Annotated in this window: 21 protein-coding genes, 2 rRNA genes and 1 riboswitch (1 of these 24 running past the window's edge); of the genes, 12 read left to right on the top strand and 11 right to left on the bottom strand. The window is 59.5% G+C overall.

Annotated elements, in window-relative coordinates; all coding sequences use genetic code 11:
* Both KYK33_RS16375 and rrf read left to right on the top strand, forming a co-directional pair.
* Positions 1–1,521 (top strand): 23S ribosomal RNA (locus KYK33_RS16375) (it extends 1,369 nt beyond the left edge of the window).
* A gap of 124 nt (positions 1,522–1,645) precedes the next feature.
* Positions 1,646–1,760: ribosomal RNA gene (gene rrf / locus KYK33_RS16370) — 5S ribosomal RNA — on the top strand.
* 365 nt (positions 1,761–2,125) lie between these two features.
* Here rrf and KYK33_RS16365 read toward each other — a convergent pair.
* A protein-coding gene (locus KYK33_RS16365; protein ID WP_224431203.1) for an IS3 family transposase occupies positions 2,126–3,276 on the bottom strand; the annotation gives its coding sequence in 2 pieces (ribosomal slippage) (positions 2,126–3,042 and positions 3,042–3,276; 1,152 coding nt in all).
* 194 nt (positions 3,277–3,470) lie between these two features.
* Between KYK33_RS16365 and KYK33_RS16360 the strand changes: the two genes are divergently transcribed.
* Positions 3,471–4,841 (top strand): PhoH family protein, encoded by a 1,371-nt coding sequence (locus KYK33_RS16360; RefSeq protein WP_042039607.1) that lies wholly within the window; start codon positions 3,471–3,473, stop codon positions 4,839–4,841.
* 70 nt (positions 4,842–4,911) lie between these two features.
* Here the strand turns inward: KYK33_RS16360 and thiQ are convergent, their stop codons facing one another.
* The 3 genes from thiQ to thiB all read right to left on the bottom strand — a co-directional run bounded on the left by thiQ (position 4,912) and on the right by thiB (position 8,290).
* Positions 4,912–5,619 (bottom strand): thiamine ABC transporter ATP-binding protein, encoded by a 708-nt coding sequence (thiQ, locus tag KYK33_RS16355; RefSeq protein ID WP_224431202.1) that lies wholly within the window; start codon positions 5,617–5,619, stop codon positions 4,912–4,914.
* Between the two features lie 80 nt (positions 5,620–5,699).
* The gene (gene thiP / locus KYK33_RS16350) at positions 5,700–7,325 is read right to left on the bottom strand and encodes a thiamine/thiamine pyrophosphate ABC transporter permease (RefSeq protein ID WP_224431201.1); all 1,626 of its coding nucleotides are present in this window, start codon (positions 7,323–7,325) and stop codon (positions 5,700–5,702) included.
* Entirely contained in the window at positions 7,301–8,290 is a 990-nt protein-coding gene (gene thiB / locus KYK33_RS16345) for a thiamine ABC transporter substrate binding subunit (RefSeq protein ID WP_224431200.1), read from the bottom strand. Before thiB ends, thiP begins: the two co-directional genes overlap by 25 nt.
* Positions 8,291–8,333: 43 nt before the next feature.
* A riboswitch (TPP riboswitch) is annotated at positions 8,334–8,424 on the bottom strand.
* A gap of 83 nt (positions 8,425–8,507) precedes the next feature.
* Here thiB and KYK33_RS16340 point away from each other — a divergent pair.
* The gene (locus KYK33_RS16340; RefSeq protein WP_224431199.1) at positions 8,508–8,798 is read left to right on the top strand and encodes a PilZ domain-containing protein; all 291 of its coding nucleotides are present in this window, start codon (positions 8,508–8,510) and stop codon (positions 8,796–8,798) included.
* 88 nt (positions 8,799–8,886) lie between these two features.
* Here the strand turns inward: KYK33_RS16340 and KYK33_RS16335 are convergent, their stop codons facing one another.
* The 5 genes from KYK33_RS16335 to leuA all read right to left on the bottom strand — a co-directional run bounded on the left by KYK33_RS16335 (position 8,887) and on the right by leuA (position 14,690).
* Positions 8,887–9,840, bottom strand: a complete 954-nt coding sequence (locus KYK33_RS16335) for a transglutaminase domain-containing protein (RefSeq protein ID WP_396021358.1) — start codon at positions 9,838–9,840, stop codon at positions 8,887–8,889.
* Positions 9,841–10,010: 170 nt separating this feature from the next.
* Complete coding sequence (leuD, locus tag KYK33_RS16330) at positions 10,011–10,610, bottom strand: 3-isopropylmalate dehydratase small subunit (RefSeq protein ID WP_224431198.1); 600 nt, start codon at positions 10,608–10,610, stop codon at positions 10,011–10,013.
* Positions 10,611–10,625: 15 nt separating this feature from the next.
* On the bottom strand, positions 10,626–12,023 hold the full coding sequence (leuC, locus tag KYK33_RS16325) for a 3-isopropylmalate dehydratase large subunit (RefSeq protein ID WP_224431197.1): 1,398 nt from the start codon (positions 12,021–12,023) through the stop codon (positions 10,626–10,628).
* Positions 12,024–12,045: 22 nt separating this feature from the next.
* Entirely contained in the window at positions 12,046–13,131 is a 1,086-nt protein-coding gene (gene leuB, locus KYK33_RS16320; RefSeq protein WP_224431196.1) for a 3-isopropylmalate dehydrogenase, read from the bottom strand.
* Positions 13,128–14,690, bottom strand: coding sequence for a 2-isopropylmalate synthase (leuA, locus tag KYK33_RS16315; protein WP_224431195.1), 1,563 nt, complete (start codon positions 14,688–14,690; stop codon positions 13,128–13,130). The genes leuB and leuA overlap by 4 nt, the downstream gene beginning before the upstream one ends.
* 409 nt (positions 14,691–15,099) lie before the next feature.
* Between leuA and KYK33_RS16310 the strand changes: the two genes are divergently transcribed.
* From KYK33_RS16310 to KYK33_RS16280, 7 genes are all read left to right on the top strand, one after another.
* The gene (locus KYK33_RS16310) at positions 15,100–15,723 is read left to right on the top strand and encodes a TetR/AcrR family transcriptional regulator (protein ID WP_042039617.1); all 624 of its coding nucleotides are present in this window, start codon (positions 15,100–15,102) and stop codon (positions 15,721–15,723) included.
* A 129-nt stretch (positions 15,724–15,852) separates the two neighbouring features.
* Complete coding sequence (locus tag KYK33_RS16305; RefSeq protein ID WP_224433036.1) at positions 15,853–16,356, top strand: phosphatase PAP2 family protein; 504 nt, start codon at positions 15,853–15,855, stop codon at positions 16,354–16,356.
* Positions 16,353–17,462 carry an MJ1255/VC2487 family glycosyltransferase gene (locus tag KYK33_RS16300; protein WP_042039619.1) on the top strand — a complete coding sequence of 370 codons (1,110 nt, stop codon included), beginning with the start codon at positions 16,353–16,355 and terminating at the stop codon, positions 17,460–17,462. Before KYK33_RS16305 ends, KYK33_RS16300 begins: the two co-directional genes overlap by 4 nt.
* 101 nt (positions 17,463–17,563) lie before the next feature.
* A complete protein-coding gene (locus KYK33_RS16295) occupies positions 17,564–17,716 on the top strand; it encodes a hypothetical protein (protein ID WP_157013829.1) in 153 nt (50 codons plus the stop codon).
* A 382-nt stretch (positions 17,717–18,098) separates the two neighbouring features.
* Positions 18,099–19,817: an acetolactate synthase 3 large subunit gene (locus KYK33_RS16290; protein ID WP_042039621.1), complete on the top strand. Its 1,719-nt coding sequence runs from the start codon at positions 18,099–18,101 to the stop codon at positions 19,815–19,817.
* 171 nt (positions 19,818–19,988) lie between these two features.
* Positions 19,989–20,483 (top strand): acetolactate synthase small subunit, encoded by a 495-nt coding sequence (ilvN, locus tag KYK33_RS16285; protein WP_005899311.1) that lies wholly within the window; start codon positions 19,989–19,991, stop codon positions 20,481–20,483.
* A gap of 223 nt (positions 20,484–20,706) precedes the next feature.
* The gene (locus KYK33_RS16280) at positions 20,707–22,269 is read left to right on the top strand and encodes an EAL domain-containing protein (RefSeq protein ID WP_224431194.1); all 1,563 of its coding nucleotides are present in this window, start codon (positions 20,707–20,709) and stop codon (positions 22,267–22,269) included.
* A gap of 57 nt (positions 22,270–22,326) precedes the next feature.
* Here the strand turns inward: KYK33_RS16280 and KYK33_RS16275 are convergent, their stop codons facing one another.
* Both KYK33_RS16275 and KYK33_RS16270 read right to left on the bottom strand, forming a co-directional pair.
* Positions 22,327–23,508, bottom strand: coding sequence for an aminotransferase-like domain-containing protein (locus KYK33_RS16275; protein ID WP_224431193.1), 1,182 nt, complete (start codon positions 23,506–23,508; stop codon positions 22,327–22,329).
* A gap of 181 nt (positions 23,509–23,689) precedes the next feature.
* Complete coding sequence (locus KYK33_RS16270) at positions 23,690–24,766, bottom strand: M28 family metallopeptidase (protein WP_224431192.1); 1,077 nt, start codon at positions 24,764–24,766, stop codon at positions 23,690–23,692.
* Between the two features lie 256 nt (positions 24,767–25,022).
* Between KYK33_RS16270 and trmB the strand changes: the two genes are divergently transcribed.
* Entirely contained in the window at positions 25,023–25,736 is a 714-nt protein-coding gene (gene trmB / locus KYK33_RS16265; protein WP_042041065.1) for a tRNA (guanosine(46)-N7)-methyltransferase TrmB, read from the top strand.
* Positions 25,737–25,739 lie beyond the last annotated feature (3 nt).

Here is a 25,739-nt window from a genome sequence, read left to right as displayed (position 1 = left end):
AAGCAGGTTAATATTCCTGCACGACTTGTAATTGCGATGGGGGGACGGAGAAGGCTAGGTGGGCCAGGCGACGGTTGTCCTGGTGAAAGTGCGTAGGCGGTATCTCTAGGCAAATCCGGAGATGCAACGCTGAGACACGAGACGAAGCCACTACGGTGGTGAAGCCATTGATGCCATGCTTCCAGGAAAAGCCTCTAAGCTTCAGATTACAAGTCATCGTACCCCAAACCGACACAGGTGGTCGGGTAGAGAATACCAAGGCGCTTGAGAGAACTCGGGTGAAGGAACTAGGCAAAATAGAACCGTAACTTCGGGAGAAGGTTCGCTCTTGACAGTGAAGTCCCTTGCGGATGGAGCAGTTGGGAGTCGCAGTGACCAGATGGCTGGGACTGTTTATCAAAAACACAGCACTCTGCAAACACGAAAGTGGACGTATAGGGTGTGACACCTGCCCGGTGCCGGAAGGTTAATTGATGGGGTTAGCGCAAGCGAAGCTCTTGATCGAAGCCCCGGTAAACGGCGGCCGTAACTATAACGGTCCTAAGGTAGCGAAATTCCTTGTCGGGTAAGTTCCGACCTGCACGAATGGTGTAACCATGGCCATGCTGTCTCCACCCGAGACTCAGTGAAATCGAATTCGCCGTGAAGATGCGGTGTACCCGCGGCTAGACGGAAAGACCCCGTGAACCTTTACTACAGCTTGGCACTGAACATTGAACCTACATGTGTAGGATAGGTGGGAGGCTTTGAAGCGATGACGCTAGTTGTCGTGGAGCCGTCCTTGAAATACCACCCTTGTATGTTTGATGTTCTAACGCAGGGCCCTGAATCGGGCTCGCGGACAGTGCCTGGTGGGTAGTTTGACTGGGGCGGTCTCCTCCCAAAGAGTAACGGAGGAGCACGAAGGTTGGCTAATCCTGGTCGGACATCAGGAGGTTAGTGCAATGGCATAAGCCAGCTTAACTGCGAGACGGACAGGTCGAGCAGGTACGAAAGTAGGTCATAGTGATCCGGTGGTTCTGAATGGAAGGGCCATCGCTCAACGGATAAAAGGTACTCCGGGGATAACAGGCTGATACCGCCCAAGAGTTCATATCGACGGCGGTGTTTGGCACCTCGATGTCGGCTCATCACATCCTGGGGCTGAAGTCGGTCCCAAGGGTATGGCTGTTCGCCATTTAAAGTGGTACGCGAGCTGGGTTCAGAACGTCGTGAGACAGTTCGGTCCCTATCTGCCGTGGGCGTTGGATGATTGAAGGGAGTTGCTCCTAGTACGAGAGGACCGGAGTGAACGAACCTCTGGTGTTCGGGTTGTCACGCCAGTGGCACTGCCCGGTAGCTAAGTTCGGAATCGATAACCGCTGAAAGCATCTAAGCGGGAAGCGAGCCCTGAGATGAGTCATCCCTGACCCCTTGAGGGTCCTAAAGGGCCGTTGGAGACCACAACGTTGATAGGTGGGGTGTGTAAGCGCGGCGACGTGTTGAGCTAACCCATACTAATTACCCGTGAGGCTTAACCATACAACACCCAAGAAGTGTTCAGAGACTTGTAACAGATGCTAAGAACTACTCAAATTCAGTGATAGTGACCACCACTTAGGGTGGAGTCGTTATTCACGTCAGCTTTCCGAGATTGAAGTTTTTGCCTGGCGGCCATAGCGCCGTGGAACCACCTGATCCCATGCCGAACTCAGAAGTGAAACGCGGTAGCGCCGATGGTAGTGTGGCATTCGCCATGCGAGAGTAGGACACTGCCAGGCTCCTAATTACGATCACAGCAATGTGATTGGCCACAAATGCAGACGCATTTGGCTGGTAGCAAGACCCTGAAGCCCGCTCTCACGAGCGGGCTTTTTTCATGCCTGAAATGTGTTGTGACAGCACATCGGCGCCCCCATTCAACGGGCTGGCAGGTGCTTGCCAGCGGATCTGCCGAGCCAGACTGCCATGCTGAGCTAACCGATGGGAGCTAGGCTTATTCACCTGACCCGCCACACGGCAGCAGCATCTCCACCACCCCCTCTTCCAGCCGCATATCGATGTGAAAACCGAGTCGTTTGGCTAATAAATACTCGCCATACCCGCTATCTCTCACTCCATGATGCTGTGAATCGCTCCGGCTTCTCTAGACACTTTTGAGCCGTTCGAAATATTGCTTTTCACACTCTACTGGCGATAGCCCGTTGTTGAAACTGTGCCGGCGTTTGGGGTTGTAAAACATTTCAATGTAATCGAACACATCCTGCCGGGCTTCCTCACGATCCACATAGGTTTTGCGACGGATACGCTCGCGTTTGAGGAGCTGGAAGAAACTCTCCGCTACCGCGTTATCATGGCAATTGCCGCGCCTGCTCATGCTGGCCTTGAGCCGGTTTTCCCGCAAAAAATCCTGCCAGTCATAGCTGCTAAACTGGCTCCCTTGGTCGGAATGAACCAGCACTTCTTGTTCGGGTCGCCGTCGCCACACCGCCATCAGTAACGCACTGATGGCCAGCTCTCGGTCGATCCGCTGCCCCATCGACCAACCAATGACGTGTCGTGAGAACAAATCCAATACCACAGCCAGATAGAGCCAGCCTTCATGGGTGCGAATGTAGGTGATGTCCGTTACCCAGACCTTATTGGGCTCGGTCACATCGAACTGACGTTCCAAATGATTCGGTGCAACCACCGTTGGCCGGCCACCATAATGGCCTGGACGGCGGTGATAGCCGGTTTGTGAACGTAACCCTTCATGTCGCATTAATCGCGCCACCCGGTGCTTGCCACAGGTCTCGCCCATTTCTCGCAGGTCATCCCGGATCTTGCGATAACCATAGACGCCCCCGCTTTCTAGCCAACATTGCTTGATCTGGCCCAGGAGGCGTTGATCCTCCTGGGCTCGGGTAGATAAGGGCTGCCGCTGCCAAGCGTAATAACCGCTCGGATGGACATTCATCATCCGGCACAGCCTGCGGACGGGATGCGTGGACTCGTGCTCCCGGATGAAGGCGTACCTTACCCTGACAGCTTGGCAAAGTACGCGGCGGCCTTTTTTAAGATATCTCGCTCATCGGTGACGCGGCGCAATTCGGCCTTGAGACGGCGGATCTCGGCTTGCTGGCTGGACTCATGCTGCTGCACGTCGGGTTGGCTATAGCGTTTGATCCAGGCGTAAAGACTGTGGCTGGAAACACCGAGTCGCTCGGCGACCTCTGCCACTGGGTAATGGCGCTCAGTCACCTGCTTGACGGCGGCCAGTTTAAATTCTTCCGTGTAACGTTGCTGCTTGCTCATAACACCTCCTGAATGACCTCAGTTTGAGGCTCTTGAGGTGTCTAGGAAAGTAGGGGCGATTCATGTTAAGGGATTTGTTGCGCGTCGGTAAATTCGGGCGTAGCGTTGGAAGTAATAAAACTGTCACGGCCGTGTGGTTTCAATGACATCTGAGATTCACACACGTGGCACCCCCAGTGCCAAGGAGGATGCTTATGGACAATACGGACCGGAAGCTGTTTATCCTGGATACCAACGTTCTGTTACACGAACCCCTCGCGATTTACTCCTTCAAAGAACACGACGTATTGATCCCCATGACGGTGCTCGAAGAGCTGGATAACATCAAGGATCGTCAGAAGGATGTGAGTCGGGATGCACGCGTCGCGATCCGCGCCCTGGAAGATGTGTTCCGCGATGCGACCCCGGAGCAGATCACCAGCGGGGTGCCCTTGGCGGGTGAGGCATCGGGCCGCATCTCCATCTTCAGCGACCACCATCTGCCTCAGGATGCCGAGATCTTCACCGACAAGGAGGCGGACAACCGCATCATCAACGCCGCCCTCTACCTGCAAAAGCACGAGTCAAAACGCCAGGTGGTGCTGGTCACCAAAGATATCAACATGCGCCTCAAGGCCAAAGGGGCCGGTCTGTCCCGGGTGGAGGACTATCGTTCCGATCAGCTTATCGACGATATTCGCTTGCTGGCCAAGGGCTTCCAGCAGGTGCCCGGCAGCTTCTGGGAGCGGGTCGGCGAGTGCGAGAGCGAGACCCATGGCCGGGAAACTGTGCATGTGGTCGAGACCAAGCTGCTCGATCACGTACACGTCAACCAGTACCTGATTGACGAGGAGAACTTCTTCGCCGCCCGGGTGCTTGCTCATGATGAGCAGCACATCCGGTTGCGGGATCTGGGCCGCGAGCGGCTGATGTCACGCAAGGCCTGGGGAATACATCCCAAGAACATCTATCAGGGCATGGCCCTGGACGCCCTGCTCGATCCCCATATCGATCTGGTGATCCTGACCGGCCCGGCTGGTTGCGGCAAGACGCTGCTCGCCATGGCGGCGGCCCTGGAGCTGGTGATCGAGAAGGGGATCTACGAGAAGGTGATCGTCACCCGCAACACCCCTGAAATAGCCGAAAGCATCGGTTTCCTGCCGGGGACGGAAGAGGAGAAGATGATGCCCTGGCTGGCGGCGGTCACCGACACCCTGGAGGTGCTGCACAAACAGGATGAGAACATGAGTGGCTCGCTCAGCTACATCATGGAGAAGGCCAACATCCAGTTCAAATCGGTCAACTTCATGCGTGGACGCAGCATACAGAATACCTTCGTGCTGCTGGACGAGTGCCAGAACCTGACCGCCTCCCAGCTCAAGACCATCATCACCCGTTGCGGTGAAGGGACCAAGATAGTCTGCTCCGGCAACCTGGCCCAGATAGACTCCAATTACCTGAGTCCTGTGACCTCGGGGTTGACCTACATAGTCGAGCGCTTCAAGGATTTCGAGGGCAGTGCCAACATCTACCTCAACGGCGTGGTGCGCAGTCGACTCGCCTCCTTTGCCGAAGAAAATCTCTGACGTTCATCCTCAAGATGGCAAAGAGGGGAGCCTGTGGCTCCCCTCTTTCATGGCTGGCATTCGATGCCAGTCAGGCCCCTTGGGAGAGGCCGAGGTAACGGCGCAAGCCCGGGTGGTCCGAGTCGCGCAGCAGACAGGGCAGCCCCTGCAGGGCGATACGTCCCTCATCGACGAACAGCAACTGATCGGCGATAAGCTCGGCATCTTCCGGATTGTGAGAGACCATGAGCACAGTGATGTTCTGCTCGCGGGCGAGGCCCGCAACCTCCGCCAGCATCTCCCTGCGCAGGGCGGGGTCCAGGGCAGAGAAAGGCTCATCGAGCAGCAGCAGCGGCTTGCCGCGCACCAGGGCGCGAGCCAGGCCGACTCGCTGCTGCTGACCGCCGGAGAGCTGCTCGGGCAATCGGGTCAGCATCTCACCGAGTCCGACCCGCCGGGCGGCGTCTGTGACTTGCTGGCGCTGGGCAGGATTGAGACGCAGGCCAGGGTGCAGGCCGATGGCGATGTTGTCGAACACCGACAGATGCAAGAAGAGGTTGTGATCCTGAAACAGGGTGGTGACCGGGCGGGCTGCGGGTCCCAGCGGCAGCAGATCCTCATCGCAGAAGGTGAGGGCGCCGGATTCGACCGGTACGAAGCCGGCGATCATGCCGAGCAGGGTCGATTTTCCCGCGCCGCTTGGCCCTATCAGGGCGGTGATCTGGCCCGGCGCGAGTCGGGCACTGAAGCTCACGCGCCAGTCCGGGTAGCTGGTGACCAGCTCATCGATGATCAGCATGTTTTCCCCTCAAAGGTGTCGTTCGACCAGTCATTGATGCCAAGGGCTGGCCAGACAAGCGGCAGCAGATGGTCAGCGTCTTAATGTGCTGCATTTTTCCCTCCAAGCCCCCGCTCTACCAGCCAGAACAGCGAGAGACACAAGAGTAGCAACAGCAGGGCGGTGGCGGCCGCCTCGGTCAGCCGATAGCTGCCGAGCTGCTGGTAGAGCAGCCAGGGCAGGGTGGTGAGGCTCTGACTGCCAAACATGGCGATGGCACCGAGATCTCCCAGAGACAAGATCATCGACAGCGCCATGGCCAGGGCGAGAGGGCGGCGCAGCAGCGGCAACTCCACCAGTCGCAGGCGGTTCAGGCCGCTCACGCCCAGGCTGTCGGCCAATCGGTCATATTGACGCACCACCAGTTGCATGGGGGCCGAGAGGGTGCGCAGCACATAGGGCAGCGCCATCAGGGCATTGACCAGCACCACTAGCCAGGGGGCGAGGGCGAACACATCGGTGAAGGGCATAAACATGATGAAGAGGCCGGTGCTGAGCACCACGGCCGGTATCATCAGGATCATGGCGCCGCTGGCCTCCCAGAGCGCGGCGGCGCGGCGGCGGCGCTTGCGGACTTTGAGATGACGGCTGGTGAGCAACAGGGCGCAGCCTAGCAGGGTGGCGAACAGGCCGGCGCCGATGGCAATGAGCAGTGAGTGGCCCGCCGCTTGCCACAAGGCGGCGGAGCCGAGTGCCGTGAGCAAGGCGGGATTGAGCCCGGCCACCAGTATGGCCAGCAGGGGGGGCAGGAAGATGCCAATCCCAATCAGCAGCACCAGACTGTCCACCCATCGCGTACCGGGCTGCAGGCGGTCCGGGCGCAGGCAGGTGCGCACCCGGCTGACCCGGCTGGCGGGACTGGTCTGCAGCTTGTGTTGCAGCACCAGCAGCGCGGCGGTCAGCAGCAGTTGCATCAGGGCCAGGCCCCCGGCGGTGGCGAGATCAAAGTCGAAGCGCAGTGCCTGATAGATGGCCACTTCCAGGGTGGTGGACTTGGGGCCGCCCCCCAGGGCCAGCACAGTGGTGAAGCTGGTGAAACAGAGCATGAAGATGAGGCTGGCGAGCCCCGGCAGGGCGGCGCGAATGAGCGGCCACTCCAGCAAGCGGAAGATGTGTGAGGAGCGCATGCCCAGCTGACTGGCCAGGCGCCAGCTCGATTCGGGGATGGTCTCCAGGCTCTGCAGCAGCAGACGGGCCGCCAGGGGCATGTTGAAGAAGACATGGGCCAGCAAGATGCCAAACAGGCCATACAGATAGTTGCCAGGATCCAGGCCGAGGGCTCGCAGCAGCTGCGGCAGCCAGCCCTGGCGGCCATGGACCGCCACTATGCCGAAGATGGCGATGATGACCGGCAGCACCAGGGAGAGGCCAAACAGCTTGAGCAGCAGGCGACGGCCGGGGAAACGGCGCCGGGCCAGGGCGCGGGCCACCGGAATGGCGAGACCCAGGCTAAGCAGGGTTGAGAGCAGGGCCTGTCCCAGACTGAAACCCAGTACATGGCGCAGATAGGGGTCTGCGAGCAGGCCGGACAGGGAGAGGGTCCCCGCCTGCCACAACAGGGCCAGCAGGGGCCCCAGGGCTAGCAACAAGATGAGACTGGTGGCGCCGAGACCCGGCAGCCACCAGCAGGGGCGGGTCTGATTCACTGAGTGACGGCTTGCAGCCACTCGCGGATCCAGCCCTTGCGGTTGCTCGCCACCTCATCAGAGGAGAAGCTCAGGGTCTTGGCCGGGGTGATCATCTGTTCGAAGCCTTTGGGCAATTCGGTATTGATCACCGGATACATCCAGTTGCCGGTCGGGATCACCTGCTGGAAGGCGGGACTTATCATGAACTGAAGAAACTGATCCGCCAGCTTCTCCTGCTTGCTGCCCGCCAGCTTGGCGGCCACTTCCACCTGACGATAGTGGCCTTCGCTAAAGGCGGCAGCCTGATACTGGCTCTTCTGCTCGGCAATCAGATGATACGCGGGGGAGCTGGTGTAGGAGAGCACCATGTCAGCCTCGCCATCCATGAACATGCCATAGGCCTCGGACCAGCCCTTGGTGACGGTGACCGTCTTCTTGGCAAGCTGAGCCCAGGCTGCAGGCGCCTCATCCCCGTAGACCGACTTCATCCACAGCATCAGCCCCTGACCCGGGGTGGAGGTGCGCGGATCCTGATAGATCACCTTGAGATCCGGGCGCTCGACCAGCTCTTTCAGGCTAGTGGGGGGCTGCTTGAGTTTGTCCTTGTTGTAGACGAAGGCGAAGTAGCCGTAGTCGTAGGGGACGAAGGTGTCGTCTTGCCAGCCACCCGGCACCCTGAGGGCGCTCAAATCGAGATGATGCTTGGCAAAGAGGTCGCTCTTCTTGGCCTCTGCCACCAGCGCATCATCCAGTCCCAATACCAGATCCGCCTTGCCATGGCCCCCTTCGAGGCGCAACCGGTTGAGGATGGCGACCCCATCTTCGAGGGGAACAAGATTGAGGGTGCAAGCACACTGCTGCTCGAAGGCTTGCTTGATCTTGGGACCGGGTCCCCACTCGGAGGCGAAAGAGTCATAGGTATAGACGGTGAGAATCTGGGGCGAGGCTGCGTTGGCGGCGACGGAGATCAACAGGCCAGCGGCGGCAGTGAGCATGGTTTTCATCTATGGCACTCCTGTGAGGTGCCGACGGATGAGGAGGCGCTGTGCGCCTCTAGCCTCAAATTCCTCCGCCAGCATTATCTGGATCAGGTTCACGGGTATCATCTCAGCGCCTGGGCGCACCCCGTTTGAGCAAGGAGTCGCATTGTATTAACCTTCTGGAGGGCAGGCCAGCACAATCTGGTGTCGGGCCAGGCCCCAGTCGAGAGAGGAGTTCTGCGTGATCATCAGTACCAAGGAAAGGCGCGCCTTCCAGCGCATGATTATCAATGCCCCTATCACCCTCTATCAGGGCGATACCGTGCTGATGGGGATCTGCCGGGATCTCAGCGCCACGGGCATGGGCATATTGGTCAATGAGCACAATCTGGAGCTCGGTCTGCCGATCCGGGTCAGCCTGGCCACCCACAGCAACCTGTTGCCACCGTTCGAGGCTCAGGCGCGCATCATCCGGGAGCTGGATGCGCAAGAGGGGACCTTGCTGGCGGTGGAGTTCCTTCCCATCCGTTGATAGGGCGCTCGCGGGGCGTTGCATCATCCATCTCCGGTCTGCTTGCGGCGCGAAAGTGGGGGCGAGATGGGATGACCCGCCGGCCCTTTTACCCTCCCACCTCCTCGCTGCGCACCGCCTGAATACTCAACTGGCCACTGTCTACCAGCGTCTTGCTGCTCGCGGCCAGCTGGCCTGGGGGTAACTCGGCGGGGCCGGTTGGTTCCATCAACAGGTAGCGTTGACCTTCCCACATCAGGCTCTCCTGGCTGCTCTGGACGGGCAGTGCGACGCCGAGCAGGGCATGGCCCGGTACGAATACCATGATCTGGGGGAGTTCTGGGAAGAGTTGCGCCAGCAGCGCGGCCATCAGGGTCACCTTGCTGTCGCAATCCCCACGATTCTGCTCCAGCACCTGACGGGGGGTAAGCAGACCTCGCCCCCCCCGGCCGCTGGGTTCATCGAGCAGCAAGTAGGGAATGTTCTGCACAAAATCGAGCACCCGGGCCGTGGTGTTCTGATAGGCCTCAAACTCGGTGGCCCCCCCCTGTTTGAGCAGGTCGGCAAGGGGCGCCAGTTCGTTGCGGCTCTCCAGGGCAATGCGCACATGATCCTGCTTGATGGCTCTGCTGCCATCGGGCGGGGTGAAGTACTGGAAGTAGTATTGCCGCAGCCACCCCTGCTCCAGTTCGGCGCGGCGACTCTCCACCCAGGCGATGGCCGCTTGCGCCTTATCCTGGTTACGGCTCTTGAGGCTCAGCTCGAAGGCGGGCCTTGCCAGGGAAAACTGCACCTCGGGAAACTTGTCATTCGCCTCGCGCAGCAGGCTCTGCCAGACATCTTCTTGCATCCGTGCCGGGCGATAGGCGATAAGCGGCGGCAAGGAACCGGTCGCCAACTGATAGCTGAGTTGCTGGGTCTCCCCTTTGTTGTCCTGCCAGCCCACATTGAGCAGACCTGCGCTGTTGATAAAGTGGCTCTGGGCGGCAAGCGCCTGGTTTATCCCACCCAGGCTCAGCAGCAAAGAGAGGCGCCATGTCATGACTAAGAGGGTTCTGCTCATCGGGGGTCAACATCTCCTGTGGGGTCGGCACAGCCATGAAAACGGGGAGCCAAGGCTCCCCGTTCATACTACAGCGTTCAGCGTCAGCTGACCTGCCTGACGTCGATGGCATCCCGATCCCGGGTGGCGATGTGGTGATGTCGTCCGTCAGGCATCGATGATGTTCAGACTCAGATCCAGCTCGGCTGCCGTGCTTCGAAAGCATCGATGGCGGCCCCGTGTTGCAGGGTCAGGCCGATGGCATCCAGGCCGTTGAGCAGGCAGTAGCGGCGGAACTCGTCGATCTCGAAGCTAAAACACAGCGCACCGGCGCGCACCTGGTTCGCCTCCAGATCCACGTCGATCTCGATTCCCGGCTGGGCGGCAACCAGCTGGAACAGCGCCTCAACCTCATCCTCTTTCAGGCGCACCGGCACCAGGCCGTTGTTGATGGCGTTACCGTAGAAGATGTCGGCAAAGCTCGGCGCAATGATGGTCTTGAAGCCGTAATCCGCCAGCGCCCAGGGGGCGTGCTCGCGGCTCGAGCCACAGCCGAAGTTCTCCCGGGCCAGCAGGATGCTGGCACCGGCATAGCGCGGCTGGTTGAGCACGAACTCCGGGTTGGGCTGCTGGCCGGCGTCATCCAGGAAGCGCCAGTCGTGGAACAGGTGCTTGCCAAAACCGGTGCGGTTCACTTTTTGCAAAAACTGCTTGGGAATGATTGCGTCGGTATCGACGTTGGCGCTGTCGAGGGGGACGACGATCCCTTGGTGTTGCTTGAAGCCTGTCATCTTGTTGATCTCCAATTACAGCGCGCGAATGTCGGCGAAACGACCGGTAACGGCGGCGGCGGCGGCCATGGCCGGGCTCACCAGATGGGTGCGGCCGGCGCGACCCTGGCGACCCTCGAAGTTGCGGTTGCTGGTGGAGGCGCAGCGCTCCCCCGGTTGCAGCCGGTCGTTGTTCATGGCCAGACACATGGAGCAGCCAGGCAGACGCCACTCGAAGCCAGCCTCGATGAAGATCTTGTCCAGTCCTTCAGACTCGGCCTGGGCCTTCACTTGCTCGGAGCCCGGTACGACCAGGGCCTGCACCCCGGCGGCAACCTTGCGACCCTGGGCGATGGCGGCGGCGGCACGCAGATCCTCGATACGGCTGTTGGTGCACGAACCAATGAACACCTTGTCGATGGTGACATCGCTGAGCTTCTGACCCGGTTGCAAATCCATATAAGCCAGTGCTTTGCGGGCGGACTGTTGCTCCATCAGATCGGTGAAGGAGTCCGGATCCGGAATGGGGTCATTGACGGAGATCACCTGGCCCGGGTTGGTACCCCAGGTCACCTGTGGCGCAATGTCGGCGCCATTGAGCACCACTTCGGCATCGAATGTTGCGCCTTCATCGCTCTTGAGGGTCTGCCAGTAGGCGATGGCCTGTGCCAGTGACTCGCCGGTGGGGGCGAATACCTTGCCCTGGATGTAGTCGATGGTGGTCTGATCCGGGGCTATCATCCCCGCCTTGGCACCCAGCTCGATGGCCATGTTGCAGACCGTCATGCGCCCTTCCATGGAGAGACCCGTGATGGCATCGCCTGCGAACTCCACCACGTAACCGGTACCGCCGGCAGCGCCGACCTTGCCGATAATGGCCAGCACCACGTCTTTGGCGCTAATGCCTTCGGCCAACTTACCGTTGACAGAGATACGCATGGTCTTGGCCCGGCCCTGCTTCAGGGTCTGGGTGGCCATCACATGCTCGACTTCCGAGGTGCCGATACCGAATGCCAGAGAGCCAAAGGCGCCGTGGGTGGCGGTGTGGGAGTCGCCGCAGACGATGGTGGTGCCAGGCAATGTGATGCCGAGCTCAGGCCCCATCACGTGGACTATGCCCTGATACTTGTGGTTGAGATCGTAGAGACGAACTCCGAACTCCTTGCAGTTGGCTGCAAGCGTTTCCATCTGGATGCGGGCCATCTCGCCGGAGGCGGCGATGTCCTTGGTGGTGGTGGAGACGTTGTGATCCATGGTGGCCCAGGTCAAGTCCGGGCGACGCAGGGGGCGATTCATGGCGCGCAGACCATCGAAGGCTTGCGGGCTGGTCACTTCATGGACCAGGTGGCGGTCGATGTAGATGAGGGGCGTCTCGCCTGCGACTTCACGAACCACATGGGCGTCGAATACTTTCTGATAGAGGGTCTTTGCCATCTTGCTCACTCCTTCCTGATGTTTAGATGCGCGCGACTATCTGGGAGCCCATGGCGGCCGTGCTCTGCACCGGATGATGGGCATCGGCCTGATGCAGATCGGCGGTGAAGTAACCTTCGGCCAGGGCCTCTGCCACGGCCTTTTCAATGGCCAGGGCCGCTTCTTCCTGCTTGAGGCTGTAGCGCAGCATCAGGGCGGCGGAGAGGATCTGGGCGATGGGATTGGCGATCCCTTTGCCTGCGATGTCCGGCGCAGAGCCGCCTGCAGGTTCAAACAAGCCGAAACCGGCATCGTTCAGGCTGGCGGAGGGGAGCAGTCCCATGGAGCCGGTGATCATGGCGCACTCGTCGGAGAGAATGTCGCCAAACAGGTTGGAGCAGAGCAGCACGTCGAACTGGGACGGATCCTTGATGAGCTGCATGGTGGCGTTGTCGATATACATGTGACTGAGGGCCACGTCCGGGTAGGAGTGGGCGACTTGCGTCACCACCTCGCGCCACAGGATGGAGGAGGCGAGCACGTTGGCCTTGTCGATGGAGGTGACCTTGCTGCGGCGCACTCTTGCCGCCTGGAAGGCAAGGTGAGCGATACGCTCTATCTCGAAGCGGTGGTAGACCTCGGTGTCGAATGCCTTCTCGTGGGCACCTTCGCCCTCGCGGCCCTTGGGGTGACCAAAGTAGATGCCGCCGGTCAGTTCACGCACGCAGACGATGTCGAAGCCGCGATCCGAGATGTCGGCACGCAGGGGAGAGAACTGCTCCAATCCGGTGTAGATACGGGCCGGGCGCAGGTTGCAGAACAGCTTGAAGTGGGCACGCAGGGGCAGCAGGGCGCCACGTTCCGGTTGGCTCTGTGGCGGCAAGTGTTCCCATTTGGGGCCGCCTACCGAGCCAAACAGCACGGCGTCGGCTGCTTCGCACCCATCGAGGGTGCCCTGGGGCAGGGGAGAGCCGTGGTTGTCGATGGCGATGCCACCCACGTCATGGCGGTCATAGGCGAGGGAAAAGCCAAACTTGGCCTGCACCTTGTCCAGCACCTTGATAGCCTCGGCCATCACTTCCGGGCCAATGCCGTCACCCGGCAATACTGCGATCCGATAACTGCTCATACTGTCTCCGTCTTGATATTGTTATTGCGTCCCATCTGCTCGGCGACCTGATCGGCGCGCCAGATGCTGTTGATCACATGGATCAGCGCCTGGGCCGAGGACTCGATGATATCGGTGGCAAGGCCCATGCCGTGGAACTTGCGTCCCTTGTATTCGGCCACTATGTCGACCTGGCCGAGGGCGTTCTTGCCCTCACCCTTGCCTTTGAGTTCATATTTGTCGATGCGAATTTCGTAGCCGGTGATCCGGTTGATGCACTGGTAGACGGCATCGACAGGACCATTGCCGGTGGCGGCTTCACTGATGGTCTCCTGACCTACCTTCAGCTTGACTGACGCTGTGGCCAGTACCGAGCTGCCGCTCTGCACGCCCAGGTATTCCAGCTTGAAGTGTTCAGGTTCTTCGTGGATCTGGCTGAAGAAGGCCAGCGCCTCCAGGTCATAGTCAAATACCTGCCCCTTCTTGTCGGCCAGGGTGAGGAATCTGTCGTAGAGATGGTCGAGATCATAGCTGCTCTCGGCGTAGCCCATGGTCTCCATGCGGTGCTTGATGACGTGGCGACCGGAGCGAGAGGTCATGTTAAGGCTGTTCTGGGTCAGGCCAATGCTCTCGGGGGTGATGATTTCGTAGGTGTTCTTGGCCTTGAGCACGCCGTCCTGATGAATGCCGGAGCTGTGGGAGAAGGCGTTGGCGCCGACGATGGCCTTGTTCGGCTGCACCGGCATGTTGCAAATTTGACTGACGAGCGTGCTGGTGCGGTGGATCTCGTTGTGGCGGATGTTGGTGTGCACCCCGAGCAAATCGGCACGGGTCTTCAGGATCATCGCCACCTCTTCTAGGGAGCAGTTGCCGGCCCGCTCGCCTATGCCGTTGATGGTGCACTCTATCTGGCGGGCACCCACCTGGATGGCACCGATGGAGTTCGCCACCGACAGGCCCAGATCGTCGTGGCAGTGCACCGAGATGATGGCCTGGTCGATGTTGGGCACCCGGTTGAACAGGGTCTGGATGATGCCGGAGAACTCGGTCGGGACAGTGTAACCCACAGTGTCCGGGATATTGATGGTGCGGGCGCCAGCCTTGATGGCGGCCTCGACCATGCGGCACAGGTTGTCGATCGGAGTACGGCCCGCATCCTCGCAGGAGAACTCTACATCGTCCGTGTAACGGCGAGCATGCTTGACCGCGCTGATACCCATTTCCAGTACATCTTCGAAACTCTTTTTCAGCTTGCTCTGAACATGGATGGAGGAGGTGGAGATGAAGGTGTGGATACGAAACGCCTCGGCGACTTTCAAGGCTTCGGCGGCGGCATCTATGTCTTTGGGCAGGGCCCGGGCCAGGGCGCAGACTCGGCTGTCTTTGATGTGGCGGGCTATGGTCTGCACCGATTGGAAGTCGCCGGGGGAGGATACGGGGAAACCCACTTCCATGACGTCGACACCGAGCCGCTCCAGGGCCAGGGCTATCTGCAGCTTCTCCTTGACCGTCAGACTGGCCGCCAATGCCTGCTCACCATCACGCAAGGTGGTATCGAATATGATCACTCGATTTGACATCTGTTTTCCCTCTTCCTAAGTGCTTTGGTGTGCATCCTGCTATTGGCATAAAAAAACCCGTGCAGGTTGCACGGGTTTTTGTAATGACCGGCTTTGCCTGAGCCCGGCTACAAGGTTCCCGCGCGAGAAGTCGCGATTAGGGAGCTTAGTAGTCGTTGAGCGGCAATACCCATGAGGTGAACAATCCTTCCAGTCAGTCATGCTTTACCAATATCGAGTTTTTTATCCTGTGTCAACCGGACTTTACCCATGGGATCCCCTGCGTTATTTAATCGAATTGTAAAGGAGTGCAAATTTCCTTGTCCCATGTTCGGTGCTTGCTCGATTATCCGGTCATTCCTGCTGCACTCGATCACCTGCACAAACGTATCGACTTATCAGCCTTTCGCGCATTCATTCGAGGTATTTCATGGAAAAACGTAGACCCGGTCGTCCGGTTGGACGTTCTGACATTCGTGACAAGTTGCTCGCCGCTGCTCGAGAGCGCTTTTTGAGCACCCCTTACAGCAAGGTCACCACCCGTGAGATTGCCGAGCGAGCTGGCTCCAACCTGGCGATGATCCACTACTACTTCGGTAGCAAAGAGGGTCTCTATCAAGCGGTGCTGGGGGATGTCGCCGAGCCGCTGGAGCAAGCCTGGCAGGATGAGGGCAGCCACCGCAGCCTCAACGATCTGCTCAGCACCTACTACCAGGTGATGGCGCCAAACAGCGAACTGACCTCTGCCATCTCCAGTGCCTTATCCAGTGAGAAGAGCCCGGGCCGGGATTTTGTCCTGAACCGCCTCCTCGAGCGGCAGATGCCTCAATTCGATGCCCTGCTGGCCGCCATGAAGGATAACGGCGAGCTCAATGCCGATGCGGATCCCGAGATGCTGAAGGTCTCCTTCCTCAGCATGATGTGGCAGCCCTTCGTGATGAAGGAGCTTTATGAGCAGGTGTTCGGCCTCAAGGTCGATGAGCAGTTCATGGCGCGATTGGCGAACCACAACTGTCGCTTGATGGAGTCCGGCTTGCGTCCCAGTCTGAACTGACGCATTCGAGATCCGCACGATGAGAAAAGGGCCATGAGGCCCTTTTTCATTAATCTGTTATCCCCTCTTCACCTTTTTGTCATACCACCGCCTCAATCTGGCATTCAGGATGACGAGGAGGCGAGGGTGATGAATAAAATCCAGCAATGGGATCTGCGAGTGTGCCAGCTCTGCTTGCTCCATCCCTATAACCGAACATTGGCCCGGATAAGTCGCCTCATCTCCCACAGTGGCGATGGCCCCCTCTATCTGTTGCTGGCCCTGCTGCTCTGGCAGCAAGGTGCGCGTGGCCAGGGGGCGGTGGAGGCGGCGCTGTTCGCCTTCATGTTGGAACTGCCGCTCTATCTGCTGCTCAAGAACAGCCTGAGACGGGCTCGTCCCAGTGGATTACCGGTCTTCATCACCCCCTCGGATCGCTACAGTCTGCCCTCTGGTCATACCGCGGCCGCTTTCCTGATGGCGACAGTGCTGGCTGCCAGCTACCCAGAGTGGGCCGGTCCACTCTTTGCCTGGGCGAGCCTGGTGGCGGCCTCGCGGCTGCTGCTGGGGGTGCACTATGGCAGCGATCTGCTGGCCGGTGCCCTGCTGGGGGTGAGCTGTGCCACTCTGGCGCTGAGCTGGAGCCAGGGATGAGGGTACTGTTCGGGGTTCAAGGCACGGGTAATGGCCATATCAGTCGCAGTCGCACCCTGGCGCGAGCCTTGGCCGCGCAAGGGATAGAGGTGGATTATCTGTTCAGTGGCCGTGCTCGTGACGGTTACTTCGAGATGGAGGCCTTCGGTGACTATCGCAGCTTCGGGGGGCTCAGCTTCGTCACCCGGGAGGGGCAGGTCAGCCCCTGGCACACTGCGCGTCAGTTGGCGCCACTGCGTTTCTGGCAGGATCTCAAGGGGCTGGATTGTGGCCGCTATGACCTTGTCATCAGCGATTTCGAGCCCCTGAGCGCTCATGCGGCCCGTCGGCAGGGGGTGCCGAGCCTCAGCATCAGCCATCAGGCCAGTTTCCACTGGCCCGTTCCTCGCTGGGGCGAGAACCGGCTCAGCCAGCAGTTGATGCGCCACTACGCCCCTGTCCAGCAATCTCTGGGACTGCACTGGTTCCACTTTGGTTTCCCTTTATTACCCCCCATCGTCGATGCCATGCGCCCGGCCCCCGACAATCACAGCATCCTGGTCTATCTGCCCTTCGAGCAGCAAGATGCCATCGCGGCCCTGCTGTCGCGCTTTAGCCAGCATCAGTTTGTCTGTTTCCATCCAGGGGTGACCACGACCACCCAGTGGCGCAATATCCGCTTCGAGCCACCGGCCAGGGATGGTTTCAAGGCCCAGCTCTGCGGTTGTCGCGGAGTCATCTCCAATGCCGGTTTCGAGCTCGCCTCGGAGGCGCTGACCCTGGGCAAGAAGTTGCTGGTCAAGCCGCTGGGTGGCCAGTTCGAGCAGTTGACTAACGGCAAGACCCTGGAACTGATGGGATTGGCGCAGCTGATGGACAGTCTGGATGCCAATGCCGTGCGTAACTGGCTCGATGCGCCGTCGCCTGGGCAGATTGTCTATCCGGATGTGGCGACGGCCCTGGCGCTCTGGCTGGCAGAGGGCGCCGAGGAGACGCTGGCCAACTTGTCACGGCGACTCTGGGCCAAGGCGTTGTTTCCCGAGGAGGTGGGTGATCGGCTGAGTGAGTTGGAAGGAGGGGAGTCCATTGGCACGACCTGGCTATCCCAGCTCGGTAGTTTCGAATAGTTCATCAACGGCCGATGGCTGGCTGCGGTGGCATGGCGTTCAGTGCCCGGCCGCGCCAATGGACTAGACTGATGAGTGCCCCCTAGCTGAGGATAAGCAAGATGCGTTTTACCAATGAGCATGGTGAAGTGATGAACCTGGCAGATGGTCTGACTCTCCATGAGTTGCTCGATATGGGCGTCAGTATCTCCGTCTGTGAGGAGACTGACCCGGATCAGCAGATCTGGTTGGCCGAACCGGAAGACAATCCCTAGATTACCCCCTCTAATGCCCATCCCCGCGGGATGGGCATTCCCCTGCCAACAATTTCCTCTTCAGCAGGATCCACTACTCCCTTCCGAAGCATCCAGGCAATCATGCCGTTTTTCTCGACCCCCTCACTAAATGTTAATATCTGTTTGAAATTTATGACTGTTATTGTCAGATAAAGCCGTGGACAAGCCGGGGGAAGCGGGTTAACTTGGTTTTTCACCCCCTTTTGTGGGGGTATGATGGACAAACCCTATTTTTCAACTATCGCGCTCCGTACTCACTCCGTCTGACCCATAAGAAATAGCAGGCAGACCGGGTGGTGCCGGGAAGCAGCGGAGCCGTCGATAGAATTGCTAAACGGAGCAAAGCCTGGAGGGCTTTATCATGGAGATGTTATCAGGCGCTCAGATGGTGGTACGTGCGCTGGAGGATCAGGGGGTTGAACATGTGTTCGGCTACCCGGGTGGCTCAGTGCTCGACATCTATGACGCCCTCTTCGAAAACGGCAAGATGGAACATGTGTTGGTACGCCATGAGCAGGCGGCGGTACACATGGCAGATGGTTACGCCCGTTCCACCGGCAAGGTGGGCACTGTGCTGGTGACCTCGGGCCCGGGGGCGACCAACTGCATTACCGGTATCGCCACCGCCTACATGGACTCCATTCCCCTGGTGATCCTGTCCGGCCAGGTGCCGACCAGCATGATAGGAGAGGATGCGTTCCAGGAGACCGACATGATCGGTATCTCCCGTCCTGTAGTGAAGCACAGCTTCCTGTGCAAGACGGCGAGCGAGATCCCCGACGCCATCAAGAAGGCTTACTACATAGCTGCGACTGGCCGCCCGGGGCCCGTGGTGGTGGATCTGCCCAAAGATGTGCAGAATCCGAAAGAAAAGTTCCCCTACCAGTATCCCGAGTCCGTCTCCCTGCGCTCCTACAACCCGACCAAGGCCGGGCACAAGGGCCAGATCAAGCGGGCGGCCAAGCTGCTGACCGAGGCCCAGCGCCCGGTCATGTATGTGGGTGGCGGTGCCATCAATGCCAACGCGGATCAGCTGGTGACCAAGCTGGCCGAGCTGCTCAACCTGCCGGTGACCACCACGCTCATGGGGCTGGGGGCGTTCTCCGGCATCCACAAGCAGTTCGTGGGCATGCTGGGCATGCATGGTACCTTCGAAGCGAACAAGACCATGCACAACGCGGATCTGATCTTCGCCGTGGGTGCCCGCTTCGATGACCGCGTCACCAACAACGTGGCCAAGTTCTGTCCCAATGCGACCATAGTGCACATCGACATCGATCCCACCTCCATCTCCAAGACGGTGCAGGCCCATGTGCCCATCGTCGGCTCGGTAGAAACCGTGTTGCAGCAGATGCTGGATGTGATCGGCGAGTGTGGCTTCGACAGTGACAAGCAGGCGATGGCAGATTGGTGGAGCCAGATCGATCAGTGGCGCTCCCGCAACTGCCTGGCCTACGAGACTCACCCAACCCTGATCAAGCCACAGCAGGTTATCGAGACCCTCTACAAGGTGACCAAGGGGGAGGCCTTCGTCTCCTCCGACGTCGGCCAACACCAGATGTTCGCCGCCCTCTACTACCCCTTTGCCAAGCCGCGCCAGTGGATCAACTCAGGGGGCCTCGGCACCATGGGCTTCGGCATCCCGGCCGCCATGGGCGTCCAGTTTGCCAACCCCGATGCCGTGGTGTGCTGCGTGACCGGCGATGGTTCGGTACAGATGAACATCCAGGAGCTCTCTACCTGCATGCAGTACGGGGTGCCCATCAAGATCATCTCCATCAACAACCGTGCGCTGGGCATGGTCAAGCAGTGGCAGAAGATGTTCTATGGCGGCCGTCACAGTCACTCCTACATGGAGTCACTGCCGGACTTCGTCAAGTTGGCGGAAGCCTATGGCCATGTCGGCATGGCAGTGAGCGATCCGGCGGAGCTTGAGAGCGCCATGGAGAAGGCCTTCGCCATGAAGGATCGGCTGGTGTTCATGGATATCTCGGTCGACCCCGATGAGCACGTCTATCCGATGCAGATCAAGTTCGGCGCCATGGACGAGATGTGGCTGAGCAAGACGGAGAGGACCTGACAATGGGAAACATTATTCCGGTCGTACTCATGGAGCTCAAGTTTGGTTCCATCAATGACGAGATGTGGCTGAGCAAGATGGAGAGGACCTGACGATGGAACATATTATTTCGGTCGTACTGGTGGAGCCCGCCGTCGATGAGATGTGGCTGAGCAAGACGGAGAGAAGCTGATGAGACATATTATTTCCGTTCTGTTGGAAAACGAGTCCGGCGCCCTGAGTCGTGTGGTGGGTCTCTTCTCCCAGCGCGGCTACAACATCGAGACCCTGACGGTGGCCCCCACCGAGGATCCCACCCTGTCGCGCATGACCATAGTGACCATGGGTGATGAGCGGGTGCTTGAGCAGATCCAGAAGCAACTCCACAAGCTGGTGGATGTGCTCAAGGTGTGTGACTTGAGCGAAGGGGAGCACATAGAGCGGGAGATAGCCCTGGTCAAGGCCCGTGCCATTGGCGGTACTCGCGACGAGTTGAAGCGGCTGGCGGATATCTTCCGTGGTCAGATAGTCGATGTGACCCCGGATCAGTACACTGTCCAACTGGTGGGTACCAGCGAGAAGCTGGATGCCTTCATCAAGACGGCGGCCCAGACCAACGAGATCATCGAGGTGGTGCGCTCCGGGGTTTGTGGTATCTCCCGGGCAGAGAAATCCCTGCGAGCCTGAGTCCCTCTCACTCCCGTTAAAAAAGAGCTCTTCGGGGCTCTTTTTTTCGTTAGGATGATGGCTGCGCATAGGGGAACACAATCGTGATCTCTGGCTTGCCGGGTGGGAGGTGGCACATTATTGATTCAATTATTTATATCTGCCACTGGCCAATTGCCGGGTTACAAGGCAGATTCAAACCAGTATCATCGATGCCTTTTTCGCCATCACCCCGGGGTCCACAATGCCTTTTCGCCGCTTCAAATTGCGTCAACAGATCATGCGAGGAGTCCAGTCTGGTCTCGTTTTCCTGGTGATCCTGCTGCTTGGTGCCACCATCATCGGCTGGCAGACAGTGAGTGACATGAATGCAGATAACCAGACCAGATTGCAGCATGCTCGCGACATGTTCGATCGTACCCTGGATAACGCCTATCAGGCGGCCATGACGGTCAAACCCTTGCTGGGTCAACCCTGTGCCAACGTCAAGCAGATACTGCGTCACCAAGTGGCGACGGTGCCGGATGTGCGCACCGTCAACCTGACCCGAGGCAATCGCATCTACTGCACTTCCCTCTATGGCGAATACGACCAGGATTATGACCCCAGCGGCTATGTGCAGGGACAGCTGGATCTGGCGCCGGGGAACTCGCTCACCCCGGATCGCGCCCTCATCGTTTACCGCGCCCAAGGGGAGGAGGGCAGTGTGCTGGTGGGGGTGGATGGTTATTACCTGGCCAACACGCTGCAACTAATGAGTCGCGAGGTCCCCATGATGCTGCTGGTGGGCCAACGCTGGATGGGTCCTAATGGTCGCGTCCTGGATGGGGAGCCTCATCTCGATGGGGGCAAGTTCAGTCTCGCCTCCCAGCGTTATGCCTATCGATTGGGCTCGAGTATCACGCCGCAACAATATTGGCAGCGAGCCAGGGATTACAGCAATGGCAGCATGGTGCTCTTCCTGATCTTGGCGTTGTTGGGGGCTGGGGTGGCGTTCTGGGTGTTGGGGCGTCCGGTGTCGCCAGAGGAGGAGCTGGCACGGGGGCTCGCCAAGGGGGAATTCATCCCCTATCTCCAGCCGGTGATGGATGGCGTCCATGAGGCGTGTACCGGTTGTGAAGTACTGATGCGTTGGCAACACCCGCAACAGGGCATGATATCGCCGGATCGTTTCATCCCCATGGCGGAGGCTAGTGGCCTGATCATTCCCATGACCAGCGACTTGATGCGCCAGGTGCGCGAGCGCTTCGCCCCCAAGGCCCGGGAGTTACCCGTCGGTTTTCACTTCGCGTTCAATATCTGCGCCCGCCATTGTCAGGATCTCAGCCTGGTGGAGGATTGCCGGGCTTTCCTCAAGGCATTCGAGGCCAACCCCATCAAGTTGGTGCTGGAGCTGACCGAACGTGAACTGATTGAACCCAATGCCATGACAGATAGCCTGTTTGCCGAGCTGCATAATCTCGGCGTGTTTATCGCCATCGACGACTTCGGTACCGGCCACTCCAGCCTGACGTATCTGCAGAAGTTTCAGGTCGATTTCCTCAAGATCGACCAGAGTTTTGTCGCCATGATAGGTTCCGATGCCCTCTCCAGCCACATAGTGGACAACGTCATCGACCTGGCGACCCGGCTCGGTCTCATGCTGGTGGCCGAGGGGGTCGAAACCCGGATACAGGCGGACTATCTCAAGGCTCACGGCGTCGATTTTCTGCAGGGCTACCTGTTTAGCCGCCCCTTGCCTATGGTCGGCTTTGAACAGGTCATGACCACCTTTGGCAAAGATGGAGGGCAGGCATCGTCGATGTGACTCTAATCACCAATAAAAAAGCGGCCCTTGGCCGCTCTTTTATTGGTAAAGAGGGGCTTAGAGCATGCGCCTCATGGCGTTGCACAGCCGCTTGATGCCTTCCTCTGTGGTGGCTTCGTCCACGCAGGAGAAGCTCAGGCGCAGGGTGTTCTGGATCTCGGGGCGCACATAGAAGGGGGCGCCGGGCACGAAGGCGACCTTCTCCTTGATCGCCTCGTCGAACAGCGCCATGGCCGAGATGCTGGCGGGCAGGGTCAGCCAGAGGAACATGCCCCCTTCCGGACGGGTATAGCTGACGCCGGGCGGGCAGTGACGAGCCAGGGCGGCCTCCATGGCGGCACGTTGGCGGCCATAGACCTCCTTGATCTTCTCCAGATGGGCATCCAGCGAGTGGTCGGTCAGGAAGCGGTGCAGCACCTGCTGGCTGAAGGCGTTGCTGTGCAGATCCGTGGCCTGCTTGGCGATGGTGACCTTCTTGCGCAGCCAGTCCGGTACCAGCATCCAGCCGAGACGAAACGCGGGCACCACCGTCTTCGAGAAGGAGCCGAGCAGCACGGTATTGTTTGGCGCCAGCTTGGCGATGGGGGGCAGGTGCTCACCCTCGAAGCGCAGCTCGCCATAGGGGTCATCTTCCACCATCAGCAGTTCATGGCGCACCAGCCGTTCGGCCAGCGCCTCGCGGTTGGCACGGCTATAAGAGACACCGCTCGGGTTCTGGAAGTTGGGCACGCCATAGAGCAGCTTGGCCGTGGAGCCCTCGGCCAGCAGCGCATCCAGCGCAGCCAGATCCAGTCCCTCTTCTCCCAGAGTGATGGGGCGGAAGTTCGGTTGATAGACGGAGAAGGCCTGAATGGCGCCGAGATAACCCGGCTCCTCGATGATGAGATCTTGTCCCTCGTTGACCAGCACCTTGCCCAGCAGATCCAGCGCCTGCTGGGAGCCGCTGGTGATCAGGATATTGTCCGGGTTGACGGTCATGCCATGGCGCGCCAGGTAGCGGTCGGCAATATATTGGCGCAGTGGGGCGAAGCCCTCGGTGGCGGCATATTGCAGCGCAGCAGCACCCTGCTCGCGCAGCACGTCCTGGCAGGCCTGGTCGATGGCCTTGACCGGGAACAGATGAGGATTGGGCAGGCCGCCGGCGAAGGAGATGATCTCCGGATTGGCGGCAACTTTGAGGATCTCGCGGATGAAGGAGGGTTCAACCTTCTCGAAACGCTGGGCAAAAAACGGCTGCATAGGACTCTCTCTGACTGGTGGGCGGTCGCTCCATTCAACCGCCAAGTTATCCGTTTGTATCAGATTTAAAAATTGAGGCAATGGCTGGTGGAAAAATCGATAAAAAAGGGCAGCTTTGGCACCTGCCCACATTTTATCGTCCCGGCTTGGCATCCCCTCGCCAAAACGGCTGGGGGGCCTGTTACAAGCCAGGATCGCGCAGGAAGCGGATCATGATGTCGGTATTGGCGCCGAGCTGCTGCTCGACCCGGCCCGGGAAGAGCTCGGCCATCTTGTCGAGGCGGTCGTGCTCTGTGTGCCAGATCTTGCCCCACTGGGTCTCGCTGTCCCGATCGCAGGCGCTCTTGCTCCCCTCGTCGTAGCAATCCCACAGCGCCGGGTGGGTGCTCTGGGAGTAACCATCAAAGCCATCAGCACCATTGATGGTGAAGTTGGTCGCCTCGACATAGGCGATGGGCACCCCGAGGCAGGCGAAGGGGGCATGATCCGACCAACTGCCGGTTTCCCCTTCCGGGTAGCCGGCATAGCTGGGATGGATGGCGAACGGGGTCTGGGTCAGCTCCGAGATGGCGAGCAGACGATCCCGTACCTTGGGATCATGGCTGTAACGGGCCGGTTCGGCGCAGCCATACTCGGCTTCATCCGAGTGGGCTGAGTGGACGTAGACGATGTCGCCCCCGGCGATGGTGTCGTAGTTGACCATGGCGAGCAGTCGGGCGATGGCGGCCTCATCCAGGCTGGCGGTATAGGCCTTGGCGCCGTTGAGGCCGTTCTCCTCGGCGCCGAAGAAGGCGAAACGTACCGTATAAGGCAGGGTCTGGCCCTTGAGTGCCTCGGCGACTGCCAGCAGGGCGGCCACGCCAGCACCATTGTCGGTGGCCCCCTCCGACCCCAGCTCTTCCCCTGTGCTGTCGTAATGGGCTCCGATGAGAATGACGTTATCGCTTTCACCCTTGAGTTCGGCGATCAGATTCTGGGATGATTTTTCCTCCCCGCGGCGCTGATAGCTGAACGGCTGGCGTTCGACCTCATAGCCCCAGCCGGTCAGGTGATCCTGGATCCAGTCGGCGGCGCGGGTCTCGGCGGCGCTGCCGGTCGGACGGGCACCAATGCCCTCGGCACTCGAGCTGAGTTGGGTCAGGTATTCGAAGGCCTGTTCGGCTGGCGTCGGGGCAGCCGGGGCCTCTGACTCATTGCTGGAGGTGTTGCAACCGGCCAACAGGGTGGCGAGGCTGAGGGCGACAAGGGTCTTGTTCATACTGCAATCCTTTGTTGTGTATGGTTTTATTATCGCGGCACAGCATGCCCTTATGAAGCCTTTGATACTGTGAGCCAGCTGGCAATTGTCCATTGAGCAGCACGGGATGGGCGCGGCTCGGTCATTAGTTGTCGGAAAGACTTGCGCCTTGAGCCCATCTTGGGATAATTCGCTACCCAGTTTCTGCCGATAGATGAAATAACGAGCAACCCATGTCGGCTGTGACCCAGATTGATGAAATAACGAGTGATCCAATATGCCAGTGACCCAAGACGAATTTAACGAAGACGGCAAATTCATGCGCAAGATCCGCAGCTTTGTCCGTCGTGAAGGCCGCCTGACCAAGGGTCAGGAGAAGGCTCTGGCCGAACAGTGGCCAGTCATGGGGATCGATTTCGACACTGCCCCGCTGGACTTCGTCGCCCTGTTTGGTCGCGATGCCCCCGTGGTGCTGGAGATTGGCTTTGGTATGGGGACCTCCCTGGTCGAGATGGCCAAGCAAGCTCCCGAGAAGAACTTTATCGGTATCGAGGTGCACAGCCCCGGCGTCGGCGCCTGCCTCGGCAGCGCTCAGGAGGCCGGTGTCACCAACCTGCGCGTCATCTGCCACGATGCGGTCGAAGTGCTGGAACACATGATCCCGAATGGCTCGCTCGCCTGTCTGCAGCTGTTCTTCCCGGATCCCTGGCACAAGAGCCGTCACCACAAGCGTCGTATCGTGCAGCCTGCCTTTGCCCAGGATATTCGCCAGAAGCTGGCCATAGGTGGCGTCTTCCACATGGCCACCGACTGGGAAAACTATGCCGAGCACATGCTGGAAGTGATGAGCGCCGCCGAAGGCTATGAGAACACCTCGCCCGCGGGCAACTGGGTGGAGCGTCCCGAGTGGCGTCCGCTGACCAAATTTGAACAACGGGGCCATCGTCTTGGTCACGGGGTTTGGGATCTGATTTTTAAACGCGTTAACTGAACC

It is taken from the genome of Aeromonas rivuli, from assembly GCF_020149575.1.
GTDB lineage: Bacteria > Pseudomonadota > Gammaproteobacteria > Enterobacterales > Aeromonadaceae > Aeromonas > Aeromonas rivuli.
The sequence above is the reverse complement of the archived record's forward strand: the minus strand, read 5'-3'. Positions and strand labels throughout refer to the sequence as shown.